Consider the following 19,305-nt stretch of genomic DNA (forward strand, 5'->3'; position numbering starts at 1 on the left):
CGGTTTCCCCCATGTCCACCCCCTCCGCGGACGACACCGACCCGGTTGCCGCGAGGCACCGTCCCGGACCGTGCCCCGTCCCGGCGCAGGACCGCGGCCCTGTCGGCGACATCGCCGTACGGGTGCCGTACCCGGACCTCCTCGCGTTCGTGACGCAGGTCCTGAGCGCCAGGGGACTGCCCGCGGACCGCGCGGGAAGCGCCGCCGAGGCACTGTGCCACGGCGACCTGACGGGCTTCACCAGTCACGGCGTCACCAACCTCACCCGGCTTTACCTCCCGCTGCTCGACTCGGGCCGCTGCGACCCACGTGCGGAACCGCGCGTCGTCGCCGACCGCGGTGCCTCGGTGCTCCTCGACGCCCGCCGGGCGCTCGGGCTGTGGGCCGCCGCCGAGGCGATGGACCTGGCAGTCGAGCGTGCCCGCCGGTACGGGGTCGGCATGGTCTCGGTGCGGGGAGCCACCCACTTCGGCTGCGCGGGCCACCACGCCCTGCGCGCGGTCCGGCACCACATGGTGGGCCTGGTCACCGCCAACTGCGGCCGGCAGCGGATCGTCCGCCCGGTCGGCGGGCGGGTTCCCATGCTGGGCACAAATCCGCTCGCGCTGGCCGCCCCGGCCGGCGACCGGCCGCCGTTCGTCCTGGACATGGCCACCACGGTCGCTCCCACCGGCAGGGTCCGGGCCGCCGCACGCGCCGGGCAGAGCGTGCCCGCGGGCTGGCTGCAGGACGACGACGGCGCGCCGGTGACCGACCCGGCCGCCTTCGACCGCGGCCAGGCGCACCTGCGCTGGCTCGGCGGTGATCCCGACACCGGCGCGTACAAGGGCTTCGGGCTCGGTCTGCTGGTCGAGGTACTGTCCGCACTCGTCCCCGGCGCCGGAACCGGCCCGCGGGAGGAGACGGCGGAGCCGGCCGGCCCCGACGACGACATCGGCTTCTTCATGCTGGCCGTCGCCCCCGGGTGTCTCAGGCCCGAGGCGGAGTTCCGCGCCGACGCGGCCGACGTGTTCGGTGCCCTCCTCGGCTGTCCGCCGGTCCGGGCGGACGAACCCGTGCGCTATCCCGGCTGGCCGGAGGACGCCCGCTCCAGGGAGCGGCGCGCTCACGGCGTCCCGCTGGAGCCGGCCCTGCACCGGGAGATGCTCGACCTGGCCCGGAGCAGCGGTATCGGCTTCCCGGAACCCGTTCGCCCCACGGGGGCGGGGAGCCCGGCATGACACTTCCCCGCATCGGCCTCATCGGCCTCGGTGTCATCTCCCGCTTCTACCTGGCCGCGCTCGAAAGCGCCGCGTGCGCACGGCTGGTGGCGGTGTGCGACCCCGACGAGAACCGGCTCGCCGCCGCACCGGCACATGTGCCGCGCTACCGCGACCACCGTGAGCTGCTGCGGGCCGCGGACCTGGACGCCGTGGTGGTCAACGTGCCCAACGACCTGCACTATCCGGTGTGCAGGGACGCGTTGGCGGCCGGACGCGCGGTCTGCGTGGAGAAGCCGCTCGCCACGCGTGCGTACGACGGCCACCACCTCGCGCGGCTCTCCCGAAAGAGCGGCACCGTGCTGTTCACCTCCTTCCACCGCCGCTACAACAGGGAGGTCGACGCGCTCCGCCGGCGCATCGCCTCCGGCGCGCCGATCGTGTCGCTGACGGTGCGCTACGAGGAGACGATCGAGGAACACGCCGGCCTGGACGGCTGGTATCTCGACCCGGAGCGCTGCGGGGGCGGCTGCGTCGCCGACAACGGACCCAACGCGTTCGATCTCGTTCACCTGTTCCTCGGAGACGTACGGGTGACCGAGGCCACCGTGCACCGCGATGCGCGGGGCGTCGACCGGCAGGCGCAGGTGCTGTTGACCGCCCTGTCCGGCGGGGCGGCAGCCCGGGTGGTGCTCGACTGGTCCCGCCCCGGCGAGCGCAAGACGGTCGAGGTGCGACTCGCCGACGGGACCGTCGACCGTGCCGACATGCTCGCGGGACATCCGGAGTTCAAAGGGTCCCTCTGGCACGAGTACGTGGGTGTGCTGCAGGACTTCACCGAGGTCCTGTCCGGCCGCCGCCCGAACGGCCCCGACGGTCTGGCCGCCCTGGAGCTGGTGGCCGCCACGTACGCCTGCGAACGCCTCGGCCGACACCGTGCCGGACAGGAGGTACGCCACCCATGACACCCGGGGAGGACGGCGCCAAGCGCGCCGTGTACGGGCGGCTGGTGAAGGTCCTCATCCACCGGCGTGACGACCGGGGGATGGCGCTGGAGGAGTTCGCCAGCCGGTGTGTCCGCCGTGGGGAGGTGCATGAGCTGGTGACCACCGACCACACGGAGACCGCCCCCGGCACCCGGATCGACCGCGTCGGATTCCTGGGCTTCGTGGAGGTCGGATGCGCCGGCGTCATCGACCGGGGCGACGAGGTGTGGGCCGACGGGAGCATGGTGGGGACGGTCCTGGGGTTCGACGCCTGCCATTTCCCGAACCACTACAACATCCTCATCTCGGCGCCCGAACGCCTCACCGGCCTGCAGCTCGGCCTCGCCCCCGAAGCCGAGGTCAGGTTCGGGCCGGGCCGAGCCGTCGTCAGGGAGTGAGTCGTGCTGCGGCATCAGTGAGTTCATGGAGCGGTTGTTCGGCGGCAGCGGGGCGTCTGGGGGTGGTTGAGGATGGGGTGGCACCGTCGACCCCGAGAGGGCCGTAGTTGCTGAGGGTGAAGGTGCCGCCGGTGAGGTGGCCGGCGGGCACCGCGTCGCGCCGGACGAGGTCGGTGAGGCGGCGCAGTTCGGCGGCGAGGGCGCCGAGCGGCAGCCGGTCGGCGTCCCGTACGACGGGAACGACCAGGCCGTGATCGGTCTGAGCGGCGAAGCCGAGGTGCACATGGGGCAGCCGGACGATCTCCGACCGGCCGGTGTCCGGTCGGCCGACCACAAGGCGCCGGTCGTCGGCGCCATGGTGGTCGCGGCCGACATGCGCGGCGACGTGCTCGCCGCCGGACCGACCGACACGGACGGCACCTTCGGCTTCACCGAGCTGGTGCCCGGCCGGCTGACCCTCGCGGTGACCGCGTCCGGCCACCGGCCGATCGCGCTGCCCGTCGAGATCGCCGCGCAGGGCGTCACCAGGACCGAGGTCGATCTCTCTCCCGGCCTGCAGGTGCAGGGCGTGGTCCAGGCCGCGGGCAGGCCGTTGAACGACGCGCGGGTCACGCTCGGCGACGCGGCCGGCAACGTGGTGGCCACCGCGACCACCGGCGAGGACGGCGGCTACGCCTTCACCGACCTGGACGGCGGCGACAGAGGCAGCCGTGCGCGATCAGGGCGCCTGTGTCGAGGACCCCCGTCTCGTGCAGCACGCGGATCGGGGTGATGCCGCGCCGCTCCAGGCTGGACCGGGTCTGCTCCAGGTGCTCGGCGGCGTGGATGTGCATGCGCAGGCCGAGCCGCCGGGCGTGCCCGGCGAGGGTCCGCAGGTCGCCGTCGTCGACCGTGTACGGGGCGTGCGGCCCGAGCGAGACGGTGACCCGGCCGTCGGCACCGCCGTGCCAGGCATCCGCGCACCTCGCCGTTTCCTCCAGGGCTGCCTCGCCCGGCTGCTGAAGTACGTGGGCGCGATGTCGGCCCGCAGGCCGGTCTCGGCGACCGCCCCGGCGATCTGCTCGGGGAAGAAGTAGTGGTCGGCGAAGGTGGTGACACCGGAGCGGATCATCTCCGCGCAGGCGAGCCTGGCCCCGGCCCGTACGTCTTCGGGGATGAGGTTGGACTCCATCGGCCGGACGCGGTCGTTGAACCAGCCCTCGACGGTCACGTCCTCGGCCGCGCCGCGCATCAGCACCATGGGGCTGTGCGTGTGCGCGTTGACCAGGCCGGGAACGGCCAGCAGGCCGCGCCCGTCGATCACGTCCGCCGCGCCGCTCGGACCGGTGGCGCCGGTCGGCTGTACCGCCTCGATGACACCGTCCGTCACGACAATGTCCTGCGCCCGCAGAATCTCGCACTCGCCCTCCGGCGGGACCCGCAGCACATCGCAGCCGCTCACCAGGAGGCGGCCGGTCGCTGGAGGCGTTGCTGTCGCTCATGGCGCACAAGCTAGGTATCCAAAACGTTTTGCACGACCATGAGGTCCGGGCCCCTGCCGAGCCAGCGCCCGGCCGAGCGCTCAGGAGACCGAAACGATGTCGTCAGAGGACGTCATAGGTCAGGTGCGTCGCCGTCGATGTCGAGGTCACGCTCCGCTGCACGAGCGTGCGTGGCGCTCCGCCGGTGAACAGTGGTGTCCCGGCGCCGAGCACGACGGGGGCGAGGTGCAGCGTCAGCACGTCGACCAGCCCGGCGTCGAGCGCCGAGCCGATCGTGGCGCCGCCGCCCATGAGGACGACGTCGAGGTCCTTGCCGCTGTGCGCGGACGCCGCCTCGGCGCGCTCACGCGCGGCGGTGACGGCGTCGGGCAGACCGGTGGTGACGAACGTCCAGTCGAGGCCGGTGAGCCGCACCGACTCCGGTGGCGAGCTGGTCACGACGACGAACGCGGGCTTGCCGACCTCGCCGGCGCCGTAGCCGGTGGTGTCGTCCCAGCCGTCCGGCCCGTCGACCACGTCGAAGAGGCGGCGGCCGAGGACTACGGCGCCCGAACGGGCAGTCCCCTCGCGCAGATACCGGCGGTCGTCGGGGTCGTCGGAGAACGCCCAGGTGTGCAGGGCCTCGCCGCCGGTGCCCAGACCGTTGTCCGGGCCGGGGTCCGGCCCGGTGACGAAACCGTCGAGAGAGACCGAGATGTCAGCGATGATTCGAGTCATACAAGGACAGACCCGATCCGCCGCCCGGACTCATCGCACGCTTGGGGTGCGGCCGTCGTCCTCGCTCCGTAGGCTCGTACGGGAGTGCTGCCGGCGAGCCGAGGTACATCCGGCGCACCGCGTCGCTCGCCTCCAGCTCCTTGAGGTGAGGTGGAGCCGCTCATGACCACGCCACGGGACCTTTTGATCACTACCATGGATCTGGCGGCCACTCGCGCGCTGGAACGAGGCGATCTGTCCCTCGCGCTCGCGGGAGCCGAGCTGATCGACCTCCTGAATGCCCAGGCCGTCACACTGGCCGGTGACCGCATCGTGCCGAGTGACCGGCGTTCCATGGCTGATCGGATGCTGGACGAGGCTGCCTCGTCGCTCGCGCGGCAAGCGCCGTACGACTCGGTCGACGCCTGGCTGTGGCGCAGGGGCCGCGACCTGTCCGAGGCCTATCTGGCCGCCCTTGAAGCAGAAGGGCAGCTCAGCCGTCGTCGCCACCACCGTTGGATGATCTTCCAGCCCCCTCACACGGTGCTGGTCGATTCGCCCGAACGCCGCCACGCGGCGAGCCGATATGCGTCGGGTGAGCCCGTCCTCGCCGCCCTCGCGACAGCCGCCGGGACCGGCGACGAGCTGACTGAAGAGTCACCGAGCGTGGCCGACGAGGCCGTGGCGACAGTGCTCGCCGCCGTCCAGGACGCGGTCAGGGATCTGGAGGCCGAACGGCAACGGCGAGCCATCGACGAGGCGGCCTTCGACAACATCTGGCGGGGCGATTAGAAGGCGAGCCGCAAAAGCCGCACGCACCATCACCCGCCCCTCCTCCAGATGTCCGTGAACCGGTCGAGCAGGGCGGCCGCCGCCGTCACGTCGTCCGTGAGCGGCCGGTCGGCCTGGTCCTCGTTGAGCACCGACAGGGCGAGTTCCAGCGCGCGGCCCACGGGAAGGTCCGGATCGGGGCGGAACTCGCGCTGGCGCAGTGCCCGTACGGCGGCGACGAGTTCGCAGCCGACGACCAGACGGTACGCACCGCACGCGCGCAGCGTCTGACGTGCTGCGAGCGAGGCGAAGCTGGCCTGTTCCTCGACGCCTCGGGAGAGTACGGCGTGGCCGAGCGAGGCCGGCGCCGAGAAGGCCCGCAGTTCGCCGAGGGCGGCGCCGGCGGCGTACTCCAGGATCATGACGCCGGAGGAGGCGGGTTCGTGGTCGGCGAGGAAGGGGCGCAGGCGGGTGTAGACGGGCTCGTTGAGGGTGGAGAGCCGTGACGTCGACAGCCGGGCCACCTGGGTGAGGGCCAGCCTGAAGTGGTCCAGGGCGAGGGCGAGTTGGGCCTGGTAGAAGCCGCCGTGGTGGTAGGCCGCCATGTCCTCGGGGGTGATCAGCGGGTTCTCGGCGGCCGCGTTGATCTCGATCGCGACGACCTCTTCGAGGGCGTCGGCCGCATCATGGGCGGGGCCGTGGATCTGGGGGAGACAGCGGAAGCCGTACGGGTCCTGGAGCCGCCCGAGCGGCGGGGTGGGCCGGTCGGCGGCACCGAGCAACTCCCGCATCCGCCGGGCGACTTCGACGGAGCCTCGGTGCGGTCGGGCGGTGTGCACGGGAGCGGCGTACGCCTCCTGTGCCCCATCCACCGCCAGCACCGACAGCGCGCCGACGACCTGCGTGGCCTCCAGCAGCCCCCGCAACTCGTGCAGGGCGAGCGCGGCCTGACCGAGTGTGAGGGCGTTGCTGCTGATGAAGGCGAGGGCGTCGTTGTTGTCGAGGTGCTGGGGCTCGGGGGCACCGGCCACCCCTCGCGGCTCTCCGGAAGCGCCGCCCGCGCCCGAGGAACCCGCTTCCCGCCACGGATGCTCTCCCGCCAGCGCCAGTCCCACCTGGGCCAGCGCCGCGATGTCCCCGGTGCCCACCGATCCGAACTCGTTGACGACCGGATACGCCCCGCTCTCCAGCGCCTCGCACAGCGCGGTGACCATGGTCGGCCGCAGCCCCGCACCCCCGGCCAGCAACTGGTTGGCGCGGACGGCGAGCAGCGCGCGGACCTCGCGGGCCGGCAGTTCCTCCCCGATGGCGCCGGCGTGGCTGCGCAGCAGCCGGAGGCCGTGCTCGGCGGCCGCCTCGGTGGGCACGTCCTCGTTCCGGTTGGCACCGACGCCGGTGGAGCGGCCGTAGACGCGTCCGGTCGCGGCGATCTGCCGGGCGGCGTCCCAGGACTCCGCCACCCGCTTCATCGCGTCGGCCCTGAGCACCGGCCGCGCCCTCCCGTCGGCGAGGCGCACGACGTCCTCGACCCGGAGTCCGATCCCGTCGAGGACCACTGGGCCGGTATGCCCGGACGACACAGCACCGGCGGCGTCCACGATCTGAGACGACATCGCGCCCAAACTCCCCTCAAGGTGGACATCTGATCTTGTCTGGCGGTCAGCCGTTACGTCGGATTAACGCCGAACCGTTGACAACCTATTCACGTACCGAGAACTCTGCATGACGTTATACAGCCGGGCAAGGGACATCTCATGATCCAGTTCGACGCGGTCCACAAGCGCTTCCCCAACGGCACGACAGCAGTCCACGACCTCACCCTCGACATGACGGAAGGCGGCGTGACCGTCCTCGTCGGATCTTCCGGTTGCGGCAAGACGACCACCCTGCGCATGATCAACCGGATGGTCGAGCCGACCTCAGGCACCATCCGCGTCGGCGGCAAGGACGTCACCCGGCAGGACGCCGCCGAACTGCGCCGCTCCATCGGATACGTCATCCAGCAGGCCGGCCTCTTCCCCCACCGCACGGTGCTCGACAACGTCGCCACCGTGCCGCTGCTCCTGGGCCACGGCCGCAGGAAGGCCCGGGCCCGCGCGGCCGAACTGCTGGAGACCGTGGGCCTGTCGGCCGAGGCCGGCAAGCGCTACCCGCACCAGCTCTCCGGCGGCCAGCAGCTGGGGGTCCCCCCAGGCCATTAAGGCACTGGGGGAGCGTCGGCGTGGCCCGCGCGCTCGCCGCCGACCCGCCGGTGCTCCTCATGGACGAGCCCTTCGGCGCGGTAGACCCGGTCGTGCGCGCCCAGCTCCAGGACGAACTCCTCCGGCTCCAGAAGGAGTTGAGCAAGACCATCGTCTTCGTCACCCACGACATCGACGAGGCCGTACGGCTGGGCGACCAGATCGCGATCTTCCGTACCGGTGGTCACCTGGTCCAGTGCGCCTCACCCACCGAGCTCCTGGCCCGTCCCGCCGACGACTTCGTGGCCGACTTCCTCGGCGCCGAGCGCGGTCTGAAGCTGCTCTCGCTGAAGACCCTCGCGGCGGTCCCGCAGGGCCCGGCCCCGGAAGGCGGCCCCTGGACCCTCGTACTCGACGCGGCGAACAAGCCCCTGCACTGGGCCTCGGGCGATGCCGAACTCCCCGTACGGCCGCTGGGGGACGACGACTCCCTGCTGTCGGCCCTCGACGAGTGCATCGCCTCCCCCACCCGGCCTGATAGCCCGCGTCGACGCCGCCGGCGTCCTCACCGGCGTCTCGTCCCGTGACGACATCCACCAGCACGCGGGGCAGGCCCACACGGAAGCCCGGGTGGCCGCATGACGATCGACTGGTCGTGGATCGGCGACCACACCGACGACCTCACCACCCTCACGGTCTCCCACCTCCAGGCCGCCCTGTCCGCCGTCCTCTTCGGCGTCCTGATCTCGCTTCCCCTGGCCGTCGTCGCCCACCGGATCCGCCCCCTGCGCGGCTTCCTGCTCGGCATCTCGAACATCCTGTTCACGATCCCGTCGATCGCGATCTTCGTGCTCCTGCTGCCGGTCAGCGGCCTCACCCGCACCACCACCGTGATCGGCCTGACCATCTACACGCTGGTCGTGCTGCTCCGGAACACCGTGGAGGGCCTCGACTCGGTCCCCGCGAAGACGAAGGAGGCGGCGAAGGCCATGGGCACGCGCCCCCTGCGCACGCTCCTCACCGTCGAGTTCCCGCTGGCGCTCCCCGTGATCATGGCGGGTGTCCGCATCGCGACGGTCATGTCGATCTCCCTCGTCTCGGTCGCGACCTACATCGGCGACGGCGGCCTCGGCCAGCTCTTCACCGACGGCTTCCAGCGCAACTTCCCGACGCCGGTGATCGCGGGAGTGGTCCTCACGATCCTCCTGGCCGTGATCGCGGACGCGGCCCTGGTCGCCGTCCAGTACGTCCTGACCCCGTGGCGGAGGCGGCGAGCCTGACATGTACGAACTCTTCAAGAACCTCGGCAGCTGGCTGACCAGCGGCGCCCAGTGGTCCGGCTCGGACGGCATCGTCCACCGCCTCGCCGAGCACCTCCAGTACTCCCTGCTCGCCACGCTCATCGCGGCCGCCATCGGCCTCCCGCTGGGCCTGCTGATCGGCCACACCGGCAAGGGCGCGTTCCTCGCGATCAACCTGGCGTCGTTCGGCCGCGCGCTCCCCACCGTCGGCCTGGTCGTCCTGGTCTTCCTGGCCGGCGGACTGTCCATGGTCCCGGTCTACGTGGCCCTGGTCGCCCTGGCGGTCCCGGCGATCGTCACCAACACCTACGCCGGGATGACCGCCGTCGACCCGGACGTGAAGGACGCGGCGCGCGGGCAGGGCATGCGCGGTCACCAAGTCCTGTTCCAGGTCGAGTTGCCGCTCGCCCTCCCCCTGATCATGACGGGCCTGCGCCTGGCGCTCATCCAGGTCGTCGCCACGGCCACGATCGCCGCGTACGTCTCCTTCGGCGGCCTCGGCCGTTACGTCTTCGACGGCCTGGCCCAGCGCGACCTCGTGCAGGTGCTCGGCGGGGCGGTGCTGGTCGCCGCCGTGGCCGTCGTACTCGATCTGCTGCTGAGCGCCCTCCAGCGCTTCCTCTTCCGACACCGCACTGCCCAGGGACCCCTCGATGAACCGACGCACTCTCCTCGGCGGCCTCTTCGCAGCGGCCTCCGTCCCCGCCCTCTCCGCCTGCGCGAGCGGCATCACCTCCCTCGACAACCAGGGCACGACCTCCGGCGGCGGCTCCAGCAAGGGCGGAGTCACCATCGGCACCGCCAACTTCACCGAGAACCAGGTGCTGGGGTATCTGTACGCGGCTGTGCTCACGGCAGCCGGCGTCAAGACGAACGTCCGCCCCAACCTCGGCACCCGCGAGATCCTCATCCCCGCGATCAAGGGCGGCGACATCGACCTCCTGCCCGAGTACCAGGGCGCCCTCCTGCACTACCTCGACCCGAAGGCGACGGCGACCGAGGAGGGCGAGATGCAGAACGCCCTCACCGTCGCGCTCCCCGCCGGCCTCCAGGTGCTGCCGTACGGCATGGCGGAGGACTCGGACGCCTTCGTGGTCACGCGGGAGACGGCGAAGAAGTACGCCCTGACCTCCCTGGCCGACCTGAAGAAGCAGAACGGCAAGCTGGTCATCGGCGCGGCGCCGGAGGTGAAGAAGCGCCAGGTGGGTGTGGTCGGCCTCAAGGACGTCTACGGGGTGGAGTTCAAGGAGTTCAAGTCCCTCGACTCCTCCGGCCCCCTGGTCAAAGGCGCCTTGAAGAAGGGCGACGTGGACGTGGCGAACCTCTTCACCACGGACACCGACATCCGGGCCAACGACTGGGTGGTCCTGACGGACCCCGAGAACCTCATCCCCGGCCAGCACGTCGTCCCGCTCATCGCCGACCGCAAGGCCGACTCCACGGTCCGCAAGGCCCTGGCCCGCCTCGGCAACGTCCTCACCACGGCCCAGCTCACCGAGCTCAACCGCCAGGTGGACAAGGACAAGAAGGACCCGGAGGACGTGGCGGACGCGTACGCGAAGCAGCACGGGCTGGCTTGACGAGGCCGGGAATCCGAGCGGGAATCCGAGCGGACAGACATAGGACCTGCGGTTTTCCGGCATGCGGGCACGAAGACTCAGCCCTCGATGCCGACGGTTCCCCGATCCTGCGCGTGGGAGGACCTCAGCGCGAGGGCCGCGATGTCGTCGTCGAGCCTTCCGCCGCTGTGCTGCAGCAGAGCCCGGTGCAACTGGTCGAGCAGCTCGCGGGGCTGCTCCAGGCCCTGCCGCCGCATCCAGTCCGGCAGCGGGAAGAACTCGCCCGCGTGGTCCCGGGCCTCCGACACGCCGTCCGTGTAGAGCAGCAGCTGGTCCCCCGGGGCGAAGGCGACGACGTCGACCCAGTAACGGTCACCGATGAGCGCTGCGAGGTTGAGAGGCGGGGAGGCGATGGTCGGGACCAGGACCCGGACCTTTCCGTGATGCGCGATCAGCGGCGGGGGATGCCCGCAGTTGAGAAGTCGTACGCAGCCGCCGTCGTGCGGGATCTCGGCGAGCAGAGCAGTGGCGAAGTGCTCGGGCTGGTCCTGGGCCGGAAACGCGGCGCTGTGGCGCGTGACGGCGGTCTCGAGGCGGTGGATGACGCCCTGCAGGTCGGGCTCGTCGTAAGCGGCCTCTCTGAAGCAACTGATCACCGCCGAGGCCGCCCCCACTGCGGACAGGCCCTTGCCCCGTACGTCGCCGATGAGCAGCCGGACCCCGTGCGGTGTGCCGATCGCCTCATAGAAGTCGCCGCCGATCCGGGCCTGCTCTTGGGCCGCCAGGTACAGCGACTCGATCTCGACGCCCTCGATGCGGCGTGGCAGCGGGCGCAGCAGCACCTTCTGGGCTGCGTCGGCGACGAGCCGGATCTGGAAGATCATTTCCTCGCGCTGGAGTCGGACATGACTCCCGTATGCGGCCGCCAGGGTGACCGCGACGATCGCGGCCGCCGTGTACTGCGTCCCCAGATCGGTGTAGAAGAAGCTGAGGACGATCATGAGCAGCAGGCAGAACGCCCCCAGCAGGATCGTGGGGAGCACGGGCCACATCGCGGCGGCAAGGGCGGGCGCGGCGGGCAGAAGGCGGCTGAAGGCGATCTCCCTGGGCGTGGAGAACGCCAGGCCGGCGATGACGGCCGTCAGGATGAGGGGTGACAGCCGGGCAGCTTCCCATCGGCCGCTGTAGGCGGGGCGACGACGCCACAGCCGTGCAGACATGATCACAAAATGCATAGTATCGGCCTAATCGGACATCGAGCGCGGACGGATCATGCGCCGCACGCGAGGAATGCGCGCCGGGCGGCCACGTCCGGAGGAGCCGAAGCCATGCAGCGCATGCCGCCCGGGGGCCCGAGGTCAGCCGGGCACGGGTCGGCCGAGCCCTGGCCACTGGGGATCACCGATGCTAAAAAGGTCGCATGGCGAATCTTTTCGCCCGTTTTCGACACCTGTCAGTCAAGCGCCTCCTCAGCAAGGGCACGCGGAGCGTGGCCGGGCAGGTGCTGGTTTTCCAGGTGGCCCTGGTAGTGCTGCTCGTGACCTGCGGCGTTTTCGCTCTCATCCTGCAGTCGGAGCGGGACTCCAGCGCCGAGGCCAAGCGACGCTCCACGGCCGTGGCACAGACCTACGCGCACTCACCAGGCGTCCTGGCGGCATTGCAGGCCCCGGATCCGAGCAAGATTCTCCAGCCGCTCACCGAGGCGGCACGCCGGGCCGCCGGCGTCGACTTCATCGTGGTCATGGACACCGAGGGCATCCGGTACACGCACCCCCTGCCGGAGCGGATCGGAAAGCGGTTCGTGGGCGAGATCGGGCCGCCGCTGGCGGGGAAGGTCTACACGGAGAGCGTCGACGGCCCGCTCGGTCGCGAGGTGCAGGCCACGGTCCCGATCGAGAACGCCGACAGCCAGGTGGTGGCCCTGGTCTCGGCCGGGATGAAGGTCGAGAACGTCGAAAGTCAGTTGGCCCGGCAACTACCGATCATCCTGGGCGCCGGGGCCGTAGCGCTCGCGCTGTCCACCGGTGTGACGGCGCTGGTGGGCAGGCGGCTGCGACGCCAGACACACAGCCTGGCCCCGGACGAGATGACCCTGATGTACGAGCACCACGACACGGTGCTCCACTCCGTTCGGGAAGGGGTACTGATCGTGGCCGCCGACGGGCAGCTGATGCTGGCGAACGACGAAGCCAGACGCCTGCTGGAGCTGCCGCCCGACGTCGAGGGGCAGCTCGTCTCGGAGCTGCCGGGCCTCGATCCCGAGACGAAGGCGCTGCTCGCCTCCGGGCGCGAGGCCACCGACGAGGTGCACCTCGCGGGCGAGCGGCTGCTCGCGGTCAACCAACGGCCCACGGACTTCGGGGCAGGCCCCGAGGGAACAGTGGTGACACTGCGCGACTCCACCGAGCTGCAGGCGGTGACCGGCAGGGCGGAGGTGGCACGGGAGCGGCTCAGGCTGCTGTACGACGCCGGACTCCGCATCGGTACCACCCTGGACGTGCTGCGCACCGCCGACGAGTTGGCGCAGGTCCCGATTCCTCGCTTCGCGGACTTCGTCACCGTGGACCTGGCCGACGCCGTCCTGCACGGCGAGGAGCCGGCCCTCACCGCGACGGACATGCGACGCGCGGCCGTGTGCGGCATTCAGGACGACCATCCGCTCTCCGAACGGGGCCGGCTTTTCGACTACCTTCCCGCCACGCCCCAGGCGCGCGGCTACGGCAGCGGCCGGTCCCAGTTGGTGAGCGATCTGCCGGCCGCCACGGGCTGGCGCGTGCAGGACCCCGAGCGCGCCAAGGAGATCATCGACCACGGCATCCACTCCCTCATCAGCGCCCCCATCCAGGCCCGTGGCGTCGTGCTGGGCATGGCCAATTTCTGGCGCGCGCACCAGCACGAGCCCTTCGACGAAGAGGATCTGTCGCTGGCGGAGGAGCTGGTGGCCCGTGCCGCGATCAGCATCGACAATGCCCGCCGTTACACGCGCGAGCACGCTCTGGCAGTCACCCTCCAGCGCAGCCTGCTGCCACAGGCCGTGCCGGAGCAGAACGCCCTCGACATCGCCTACCGCTACCTGCCCGCCCAGTCGGGCGTGGGCGGAGACTGGTTCGACGTGATTCCCCTGCCGGGGAGCCGGGTGGCACTGGCCGTCGGCGATGTGGTCGGCCACGGCCTGCACGCCGCCGCCACCATGGGACGGCTGCGGACCGCGGTGCACAACTTCTCCGCCCTCGATCTGCCACCCGACGAGCTGCTGAGCCATCTGGACGACCTGGTCGGGCGCATCGACCAGAACGAGACGGCGCAGAGCGCAGCGGGCGTCGTGGGCGCCACCTGCCTGTACGGGATCTACGACCCCGTGACGCGCCACTACGTCATGGCGCGTGCGGGGCACCTGGCGCCCGCGCTGGTCCAGCCTGACGGAACCGTCACCTTCCCGGACGTGCCGGCCGGTCCGCCCCTGGGCCTCGGCGGCATGCCGTTCCGGACCGCGGAGCTGTGCCTCGCGGAGGGAACCCAGCTCGTCCTGTTCACCGACGGACTCATCGAGGACCGCAGACGCGACCTGGACGTGGGAATGGAGATTCTGCGCGACACGCTGACGGGCCACTCCGGCCGGCCGCCCGAGGAGACCTGCCAGGACGTGCTGGACAGCCTGCTCCCCGATCGTCCCAAGGACGACGTCGCCCTGCTCGTCGCCCGCACTCGGGTACTGCCGCGCGACCGCATCGCCGACTGGGATGTACCAGCGGACCCGGCCGCCGTCTCGGGTATGCGCGACGCTGTGTCCCGAAGGCTCGAAGCATGGGGCCTGTCGGAGTTCGGCTTCACCATGGAGCTGATCCTGAGCGAGCTCATCACCAACGCCATCCGCTACAGCGCCGGGCCGATCCACGTACGGCTGATCCGCGACCGCACGCTGATCTGCGAGGTGGCCGACGGCAGCAGCACCTCACCGCATCTGCGGTACGCCGCGACGACGGACGAGGGAGGCCGGGGCCTGTTCCTGGTGTCGCAGATGGCTGAGCGCTGGGGCACCCGGTACACCCCGCAGGGCAAGGTGATCTGGGCCGAACAGGACCTGCCCGAGGTCAGCCGGCAGCCCGTCCCGGCACCGGCCGACGCGGACACGCCCCCGGACGAAGAGGCAGCCGACCCGAAAACCCTGACATGAAGGCGGCGGCGATCGGGTGATGACGCCCTCCGCGCGGCAGGTCGCGCGGAGAGCCACGGTGCGAGCGCTACTGCTCCCGGGGCCCTGACCGTCGTCGCCCTGCGCCTGCTCGGGCGCGAGGTGTCCGGGAGTGCCGAAGGCCGCCCCGGTGGCGGTCGGCCGGGTGGACTCCACGGCTCGCGCGATGCCGTGGCCCCCGGGAGACCTCAACTGCCGTTGACCGGCAGTCGGGAAGCCGGTCTCAGCCGCCGCGCCGCACCCGGGCCGCTTTGCGGGCCTCCGCGAGCTTGCGGGCCTCGCTGCTCTTGCGGGACGGCCTGCCGCCGGAACCGCCCTCGGCGTCCTTGGTGCTGCCCAGGCCGCGGAACGGGACGTTGTGGTTCTTGGGGCGCGGTACGGCCGGCCCGCCGTCGAGAGGCTTTCCGGAGGGGGCCTTGGCGCCGGTGATCCGGCTCAGCTCCGCCTCGCCGGACCGCACTTTGGTGACCGTGGGGGCGACGTCGGCGTCCGCCATGACCTGGCTCGTCTCGCGGCGTTGTCCCGACAGGACGAGCGTCACCACGGTGCCGGAGCGGCCTGCCCGGGCCGTGCGGCCCGCGCGGTGCAGATAGTCCTTCGGGTCGGTGGCCGGGTCGACGTTGACCACGAGGTCGAGGTCGTCGACGTGCAGGCCGCGTGCGGCGACGTTCGTCGCCACCAGCGCGGTGACCTGCCCGTTCTTGAACTGGGACAGGGTCCGGGTGCGCTGCGGCTGGGACTTCCCGCTGTGCAGTGCGGCGGCGGCCACGCCGCTGGCCCGCAGGTGCCGCGTGAGCTGGTCGACGCCGTGCTTGGTGTCCAGGAACAGCAGGACGCGGCCGTCCCGCGCGGCGATCTCCGTGGTCACGGCGTACCGGTCCGGGCCGTGCACGACGAAGACGTGGTGCGCGATCGCGGAGACCGCGCTGGACGAGGGGTCCACGGAGTGGACGGCGGGGTCGCGCAGGTAGCGCTGCACCAGCTGGTCGACGTCGCGGTCGAGGGTGGCGGAGAACAGCATCCGCTGCCCGTCGGGACGCACCTGGTCCAGAATCTCGGTGACCTGCGGAAGGAACCCCATGTCGCACATCTGGTCGGCCTCGTCCAGGACCGTGATGCGCACCCGTCCCAGTCGGCAGCCCTTGCGCCCGATCAGGTCCTGCAGCCGACCGGGCGTGGCGACGACGATCTCGGCGCCGTCCCGCAGCGCGGCGGCCTGCCGTCCGATGGACACTCCGCCCACCACGGTCGCGAGCCGCAGCCGCAGCGCCTCGGCGTACGGGATGAGCGCTTCACCGACCTGCTGCGCCAGCTCCCTGGTGGGCACCAGAACCAGCGCCAGCGGCTCCTTCGGCTGCGCGCGCTGCCCGGCCGTCCGGGCGAGCATCCCCAGGCCGAAGGCGAGCGTCTTGCCGGATCCCGTGCGGCCCCGGCCCAGGACGTCCCGTCCCGCGAGCGCGTTCGGCAGCGCCGCCACCTGGATGGGGAAGGGCACAGTCACACCGCGCTCATCGAGCGCCCGCAGAACCTCGGCCGGCAGCCCCAACCGTGCGAAGGACGCCGCCGTGGGCCCCGCCGAAGTCGCGTCCGACGACTCGGACACATCGTCCCGCCGCCGGGCATCGGCACGTGCTGATTCGCTCACAGAGAGCCTTCCTGCGAAGGGACCGTACCGAGGAAGGCGCGGCAGGGACGCGGCCACCAGCCAGGGACACCGAACGGAGACCGGCACAGCGACGCTGCAAACGCGTAACGCTAGCACGGGACACGTGCGCGGCACCCGGCACCGAGAGGTGGACCAGGAGCGGACCAAGCCTCAGTACGACCTCGGCTGGTCCGTCTGCTCAGTGGCACCAGACACAGGAAGTTAACGTCCGGGACCCAGGCGTGAGACGCGTCCGGCCCACCATCGCCATACCTGTCGATCGACAGGTATTCCTTGATCGACCGGAGGTGCCGCGATGGGTCGGCCCGAACTCGCCCCTGGGCAGAGCCCCGACGGTGGCGTCGCGACAAGTCCCGCCACCCTTGGCTACCAGCAGGAACTTCGCCGGGGGGTGGGCGGATTCGCCTCATTCGCCGCCGGCTTCTCCTTCGTATCGATCCTCACCACCGTCTTCCAGCTCTTCGGCCTCGGCTTCGGCCTCGGTGGGGCGGCGTTCTTCTGGACCTGGCCGCTGGTCTTCGCGGGCCAGATGCTGGTCGCGCTCTGTTTCGCCGAACTGGCTGCACGCTGGCCCATCTCCGGGGCGATCTACCAGTGGTCGAGCCGGCTGGCCGGGACCACGGCGGGCTGGTTCGTCGGCTGGGTCATGATCATCGGCCAGATCCTCACCGTCGCGGCGGCCGCGATCGCGGTGCAGGCGGTGCTGCCGGGCATCTGGTCCGGCTTCCAGATCGTCGGCGGAGCGGGAGCCGACCCGTCGGTCGGCTCGCCGACGGGCGCTCGGAACGCGGTCCTTCTGGGCTGCCTCCTGCTGGTGCTCACCACGGTGGTGAACATCCTCGGCATCCGCCAGATGGCCGCCGCCACCAGCATCGGCGTCGCGATCGAGATCGTCGGTGTGATCGCGCTGGTGCTGGTGCTCTTCTTCCTGCCCGAGCGGGGCCCGCAGGTGGTGGCACACCACACCGGCTGGACCGGCGACGGCGGCTACATCGGGGCGTTCCTCGCGTCCTCGCTGATGGCGGCCTACGTCATGGTCGGCTTCGACTCGGCGGGAGAACTCGCCGAGGAGACACACAACCCACGCCGGACCACTCCCCGGACCATCCTGCGGGCGCTGGTCCTCTCGGGCGTCGGCGGCGCGCTGCTGATCCTCTCGGGACTGATGGCGGCGCGCAGCCTGACCGACGGGAACCTGGCCACCGGCGGTCTGTCCTGGGTGCTCACCGACCGGCTCGGTGACGTCCTGGGCCGGCTGCTGCTGTGCTGCGTCGCGGTCGCGGTGTTCGCCTGCACGCTCGCCGTGCAGACCTCCGGCGCACGGATGATCTACTCGATGGCTCGCGAGGGCGCCCTGCCGTTCCACCGGCGCCTCGGCAAGGTCTCCGCTCGTACCGGTACGCCGATCACCACGTCGGTCGTGGTGGGCGTGGGCGCCGCGATCGCGCTCGTGGTCAACCTTCGCCAGACGGCGATCTTCACCGCCCTCGCCAGCCTCTGCATCGCCATGCTGTACCTGGCCTATCTGGGCGTGACGCTGCCGCAGTTGGTCGCCCGGATCCGGCACCGGGGGCTCCCGGAGGGCGTCGACGAGACAGGCCGGCCGCTGTTCTCGCTGGGCCGCTGGGGGATGGCCGTCAACACGCTCGCCGTGCTCTACGGGGCCGGTATGACGGTCAACCTGATGTGGCCCCGTCCCGAGATCTACGACCTCACCGGCGGCACGTGGTGGCTGCGGTGGAGCGCCCTGCTGTTCATCGGGCTCAGTCTCGCCGTCGCCGCCACCTACTTCCTGGCCCGGCGGCTGCACCGCCACATCGAGTTGAGGCACGTGCCCCACACGCACGTCGAGCCGCCCGCGCAGGCCGCGGCCGTCGCCGAGCCCGCCTGAGTCGTCCGGCGGCCCGTGCTACGCGACCGGACGCACTGATCGACGTACCGACGAAGGATGACGGGACACATTCATGACCACAGCCGACGAGCCGACGGCCCTCGCACAGCACGACCAGTACGCCACCGGGCACGACTCCGCCGGAGTCCGTGATGCGCACCTGACCGACACCGTCCGAAGTGCCCGGAACGACGCCCGCGCCCAGGGCGGACAGGCGAGCGAGTGGATGCCGTACCTCCCGGCGTCCGGCAGCCCGCACTGCCCGCCGGCGGTGGAACCGGCCGCCCTGGTATGGGCGGAGACGGTGGCACCCGGCGGTTACACCCACAAGGTCCTCGCCCGCGGCACCCGGCTGCGTTTCGACGACCCGACCGGCGACGCCTGCCCCCACCTGCTGCTCTTCAACGCCCTGGAAACGACGGAGCGGCTCAACGTCGCCGACACCCAGAAGATCCCGTGGCAGGCCTACCTCGGGGAGAACCATCCGCTGCTGTCCGGTGACGGCCGGGTCCTGGCCGTGGTCACCGGTGACTCCTCCGGCCGGCACGACGCGTTCTGCGGCACCACCACCGACGCCTGGAACGAACGCAAGTACGGTGATGCCCGCCCCCACGGGCCGTCCCCCTCCGGCCGCGCACTCTTCCTCAAGGCGGCCGCGAAGCACGGCCTGAGCCGTCGCGACCTGCCGCCCAGCCTCTCCTTCTTCCAGGGCGTACGCGTCGAGGCGGACGGTGAACTCGCCTGGCGGGGCAGCGCCGGCCCGGGCACGCATGTCGAACTCCTCGCGGAAATGCCCTTGCTGGTGCTGGTCGCCAACGTCGCGCATCCGCTGGACCCGCGCCCCGGCTACGTCGTCGGTCCGCTGCGCGTGCACGCCTGGCGCGCAGCCGCCACCGGCCCGCACGATCCGCGATTCACCGCCACGCCCGAGCTGCACCGCGCCTACCTCAACACCGTCGACTACTGCGAAGCCCGGGGGCTGTGA

At 71.4% G+C, this 19,305-nt stretch carries 15 protein-coding genes and 4 pseudogenes; 12 read left to right on the forward strand and 7 right to left on the reverse strand.

Translation table 11 applies throughout. The annotated features are described in order from the left end of the window. Positions 1 to 11 precede the first annotated feature (11 nt). Genes QF034_RS03210 through QF034_RS03220 form a run of 3 tightly spaced genes read left to right on the forward strand, consistent with a single transcriptional unit; the run spans position 12 to position 2,583 of the window. A complete protein-coding gene (locus tag QF034_RS03210; protein ID WP_307173453.1) occupies positions 12 to 1,220 on the forward strand; it encodes an Ldh family oxidoreductase in 1,209 nt (402 codons plus the stop codon). Further along, positions 1,217 to 2,164, forward strand: a complete 948-nt coding sequence (locus tag QF034_RS03215) for a Gfo/Idh/MocA family protein (protein WP_307173454.1) — start codon at positions 1,217 to 1,219, stop codon at positions 2,162 to 2,164. Before QF034_RS03210 ends, QF034_RS03215 begins: the two co-directional genes overlap by 4 nt. After that, complete coding sequence (locus QF034_RS03220) at positions 2,161 to 2,583, forward strand: DUF6917 domain-containing protein (protein WP_307173455.1); 423 nt, start codon at positions 2,161 to 2,163, stop codon at positions 2,581 to 2,583. Before QF034_RS03215 ends, QF034_RS03220 begins: the two co-directional genes overlap by 4 nt. Here QF034_RS03220 and QF034_RS03225 read toward each other — a convergent pair. Then, complete coding sequence (locus QF034_RS03225; protein ID WP_307173456.1) at positions 2,573 to 2,917, reverse strand: 2-oxo acid dehydrogenase subunit E2; 345 nt, start codon at positions 2,915 to 2,917, stop codon at positions 2,573 to 2,575. The genes QF034_RS03220 and QF034_RS03225 overlap by 11 nt on opposite strands. On the opposite strand from QF034_RS03225, the pseudogene QF034_RS03230 reads away from it, so the two are divergent. After that, positions 2,900 to 3,283, forward strand: a pseudogene (locus QF034_RS03230) (MSCRAMM family protein); the annotation flags it as partial. The gene QF034_RS03225 and the pseudogene QF034_RS03230 sit on opposite strands and share 18 nt — an antisense overlap. Here the strand turns inward: QF034_RS03230 and QF034_RS03235 are convergent. The 3 genes and pseudogenes from QF034_RS03235 to QF034_RS03245 form a co-directional block, all read right to left on the reverse strand. After that, positions 3,261 to 3,704: an amidohydrolase family protein gene (locus QF034_RS03235; RefSeq protein WP_307179786.1), complete on the reverse strand. Its 444-nt coding sequence runs from the start codon at positions 3,702 to 3,704 to the stop codon at positions 3,261 to 3,263. The pseudogene QF034_RS03230 and the gene QF034_RS03235 overlap by 23 nt on opposite strands. Next, positions 3,665 to 3,823, reverse strand: a pseudogene (locus QF034_RS03240) (amidohydrolase); the annotation flags it as partial. The gene QF034_RS03235 and the pseudogene QF034_RS03240, both read right to left, overlap by 40 nt. 343 nt (positions 3,824 to 4,166) lie before the next feature. Beyond that, complete coding sequence (locus QF034_RS03245) at positions 4,167 to 4,781, reverse strand: dihydrofolate reductase family protein (protein ID WP_307173457.1); 615 nt, start codon at positions 4,779 to 4,781, stop codon at positions 4,167 to 4,169. Positions 4,782 to 4,943: 162 nt separating this feature from the next. Between QF034_RS03245 and QF034_RS03250 the strand changes: the two genes are divergently transcribed. Then, positions 4,944 to 5,552 (forward strand): GOLPH3/VPS74 family protein, encoded by a 609-nt coding sequence (locus QF034_RS03250; RefSeq protein WP_307173458.1) that lies wholly within the window; start codon positions 4,944 to 4,946, stop codon positions 5,550 to 5,552. A gap of 29 nt (positions 5,553 to 5,581) precedes the next feature. On the opposite strand, the gene QF034_RS03255 is transcribed toward QF034_RS03250, so the two are convergent. Next, positions 5,582 to 7,144, reverse strand: coding sequence for an aromatic amino acid ammonia-lyase (locus QF034_RS03255; protein WP_307173459.1), 1,563 nt, complete (start codon positions 7,142 to 7,144; stop codon positions 5,582 to 5,584). Positions 7,145 to 7,285: 141 nt separating this feature from the next. Here QF034_RS03255 and QF034_RS03260 point away from each other — a divergent pair. From QF034_RS03260 to QF034_RS03275, 4 genes and pseudogenes are all read left to right on the forward strand, one after another. Next, a pseudogene (locus tag QF034_RS03260) lies at positions 7,286 to 8,353 on the forward strand (ABC transporter ATP-binding protein). Further along, positions 8,350 to 8,991 carry an ABC transporter permease gene (locus tag QF034_RS03265; RefSeq protein ID WP_307173460.1) on the forward strand — a complete coding sequence of 214 codons (642 nt, stop codon included), beginning with the start codon at positions 8,350 to 8,352 and terminating at the stop codon, positions 8,989 to 8,991. Before QF034_RS03260 ends, QF034_RS03265 begins: the two are co-directional and overlap by 4 nt. Position 8,992: 1 nt before the next feature. Then, a pseudogene (locus QF034_RS03270) lies at positions 8,993 to 9,652 on the forward strand (ABC transporter permease); the annotation flags it as partial. Positions 9,653 to 9,665: 13 nt separating this feature from the next. Beyond that, the gene (locus tag QF034_RS03275) at positions 9,666 to 10,592 is read left to right on the forward strand and encodes an ABC transporter substrate-binding protein (protein WP_307173461.1); all 927 of its coding nucleotides are present in this window, start codon (positions 9,666 to 9,668) and stop codon (positions 10,590 to 10,592) included. Between the two features lie 77 nt (positions 10,593 to 10,669). Here QF034_RS03275 and QF034_RS03280 read toward each other — a convergent pair whose 3' ends face one another. Next, positions 10,670 to 11,791, reverse strand: coding sequence for a PP2C family protein-serine/threonine phosphatase (locus QF034_RS03280; RefSeq protein WP_307173462.1), 1,122 nt, complete (start codon positions 11,789 to 11,791; stop codon positions 10,670 to 10,672). 200 nt (positions 11,792 to 11,991) lie between these two features. Between QF034_RS03280 and QF034_RS03285 the strand changes: the two genes are divergently transcribed. Next, entirely contained in the window at positions 11,992 to 14,745 is a 2,754-nt protein-coding gene (locus tag QF034_RS03285; protein ID WP_307173463.1) for a SpoIIE family protein phosphatase, read from the forward strand. A 241-nt stretch (positions 14,746 to 14,986) separates the two neighbouring features. On the opposite strand, the gene QF034_RS03290 is transcribed toward QF034_RS03285, so the two are convergent. Next, a complete protein-coding gene (locus QF034_RS03290; protein WP_307179787.1) occupies positions 14,987 to 16,366 on the reverse strand; it encodes a DEAD/DEAH box helicase in 1,380 nt (459 codons plus the stop codon). Between the two features lie 358 nt (positions 16,367 to 16,724). Between QF034_RS03290 and QF034_RS03295 the strand changes: the two genes are divergently transcribed. Further along, complete coding sequence (locus tag QF034_RS03295; RefSeq protein ID WP_307173464.1) at positions 16,725 to 18,320, forward strand: amino acid permease; 1,596 nt, start codon at positions 16,725 to 16,727, stop codon at positions 18,318 to 18,320. Positions 18,321 to 18,393: 73 nt separating this feature from the next. Continuing rightward, the gene (locus QF034_RS03300) at positions 18,394 to 19,305 is read left to right on the forward strand and encodes an urea amidolyase associated protein UAAP1 (RefSeq protein ID WP_307173466.1); all 912 of its coding nucleotides are present in this window, start codon (positions 18,394 to 18,396) and stop codon (positions 19,303 to 19,305) included.

The sequence above is a fragment of the Streptomyces africanus genome (assembly GCF_030816955.1).
In the GTDB taxonomy this organism is placed as follows: domain Bacteria; phylum Actinomycetota; class Actinomycetes; order Streptomycetales; family Streptomycetaceae; genus Streptomyces; species Streptomyces africanus.

Excerpts from the sequence above, each read along its gene's own strand:
- QF034_RS03210 (WP_307173453.1), top strand. The coding sequence starts at position 12 with ATGTCCACCCCCTCCGCGGACGACACCGACCCGGTTGCCGCGAGGCAC.
- QF034_RS03215 (WP_307173454.1), top strand. The coding sequence starts at position 1,217 with ATGACACTTCCCCGCATCGGCCTCATCGGCCTCGGTGTCATCTCCCGC.
- QF034_RS03220 (WP_307173455.1), top strand. The coding sequence starts at position 2,161 with ATGACACCCGGGGAGGACGGCGCCAAGCGCGCCGTGTACGGGCGGCTG.
- QF034_RS03245 (WP_307173457.1), bottom strand. The coding sequence starts at position 4,781 with ATGACTCGAATCATCGCTGACATCTCGGTCTCTCTCGACGGTTTCGTC.
- QF034_RS03250 (WP_307173458.1), top strand. The coding sequence starts at position 4,944 with ATGACCACGCCACGGGACCTTTTGATCACTACCATGGATCTGGCGGCC.
- QF034_RS03255 (WP_307173459.1), bottom strand. The coding sequence starts at position 7,144 with ATGTCGTCTCAGATCGTGGACGCCGCCGGTGCTGTGTCGTCCGGGCAT.
- QF034_RS03265 (WP_307173460.1), top strand. The coding sequence starts at position 8,350 with ATGACGATCGACTGGTCGTGGATCGGCGACCACACCGACGACCTCACC.
- QF034_RS03275 (WP_307173461.1), top strand. The coding sequence starts at position 9,666 with ATGAACCGACGCACTCTCCTCGGCGGCCTCTTCGCAGCGGCCTCCGTC.
- QF034_RS03280 (WP_307173462.1), bottom strand. The coding sequence starts at position 11,791 with ATGTCTGCACGGCTGTGGCGTCGTCGCCCCGCCTACAGCGGCCGATGG.
- QF034_RS03285 (WP_307173463.1), top strand. The coding sequence starts at position 11,992 with ATGGCGAATCTTTTCGCCCGTTTTCGACACCTGTCAGTCAAGCGCCTC.
- QF034_RS03295 (WP_307173464.1), top strand. The coding sequence starts at position 16,725 with ATGGGTCGGCCCGAACTCGCCCCTGGGCAGAGCCCCGACGGTGGCGTC.
- QF034_RS03300 (WP_307173466.1), top strand. The coding sequence starts at position 18,394 with ATGACCACAGCCGACGAGCCGACGGCCCTCGCACAGCACGACCAGTAC.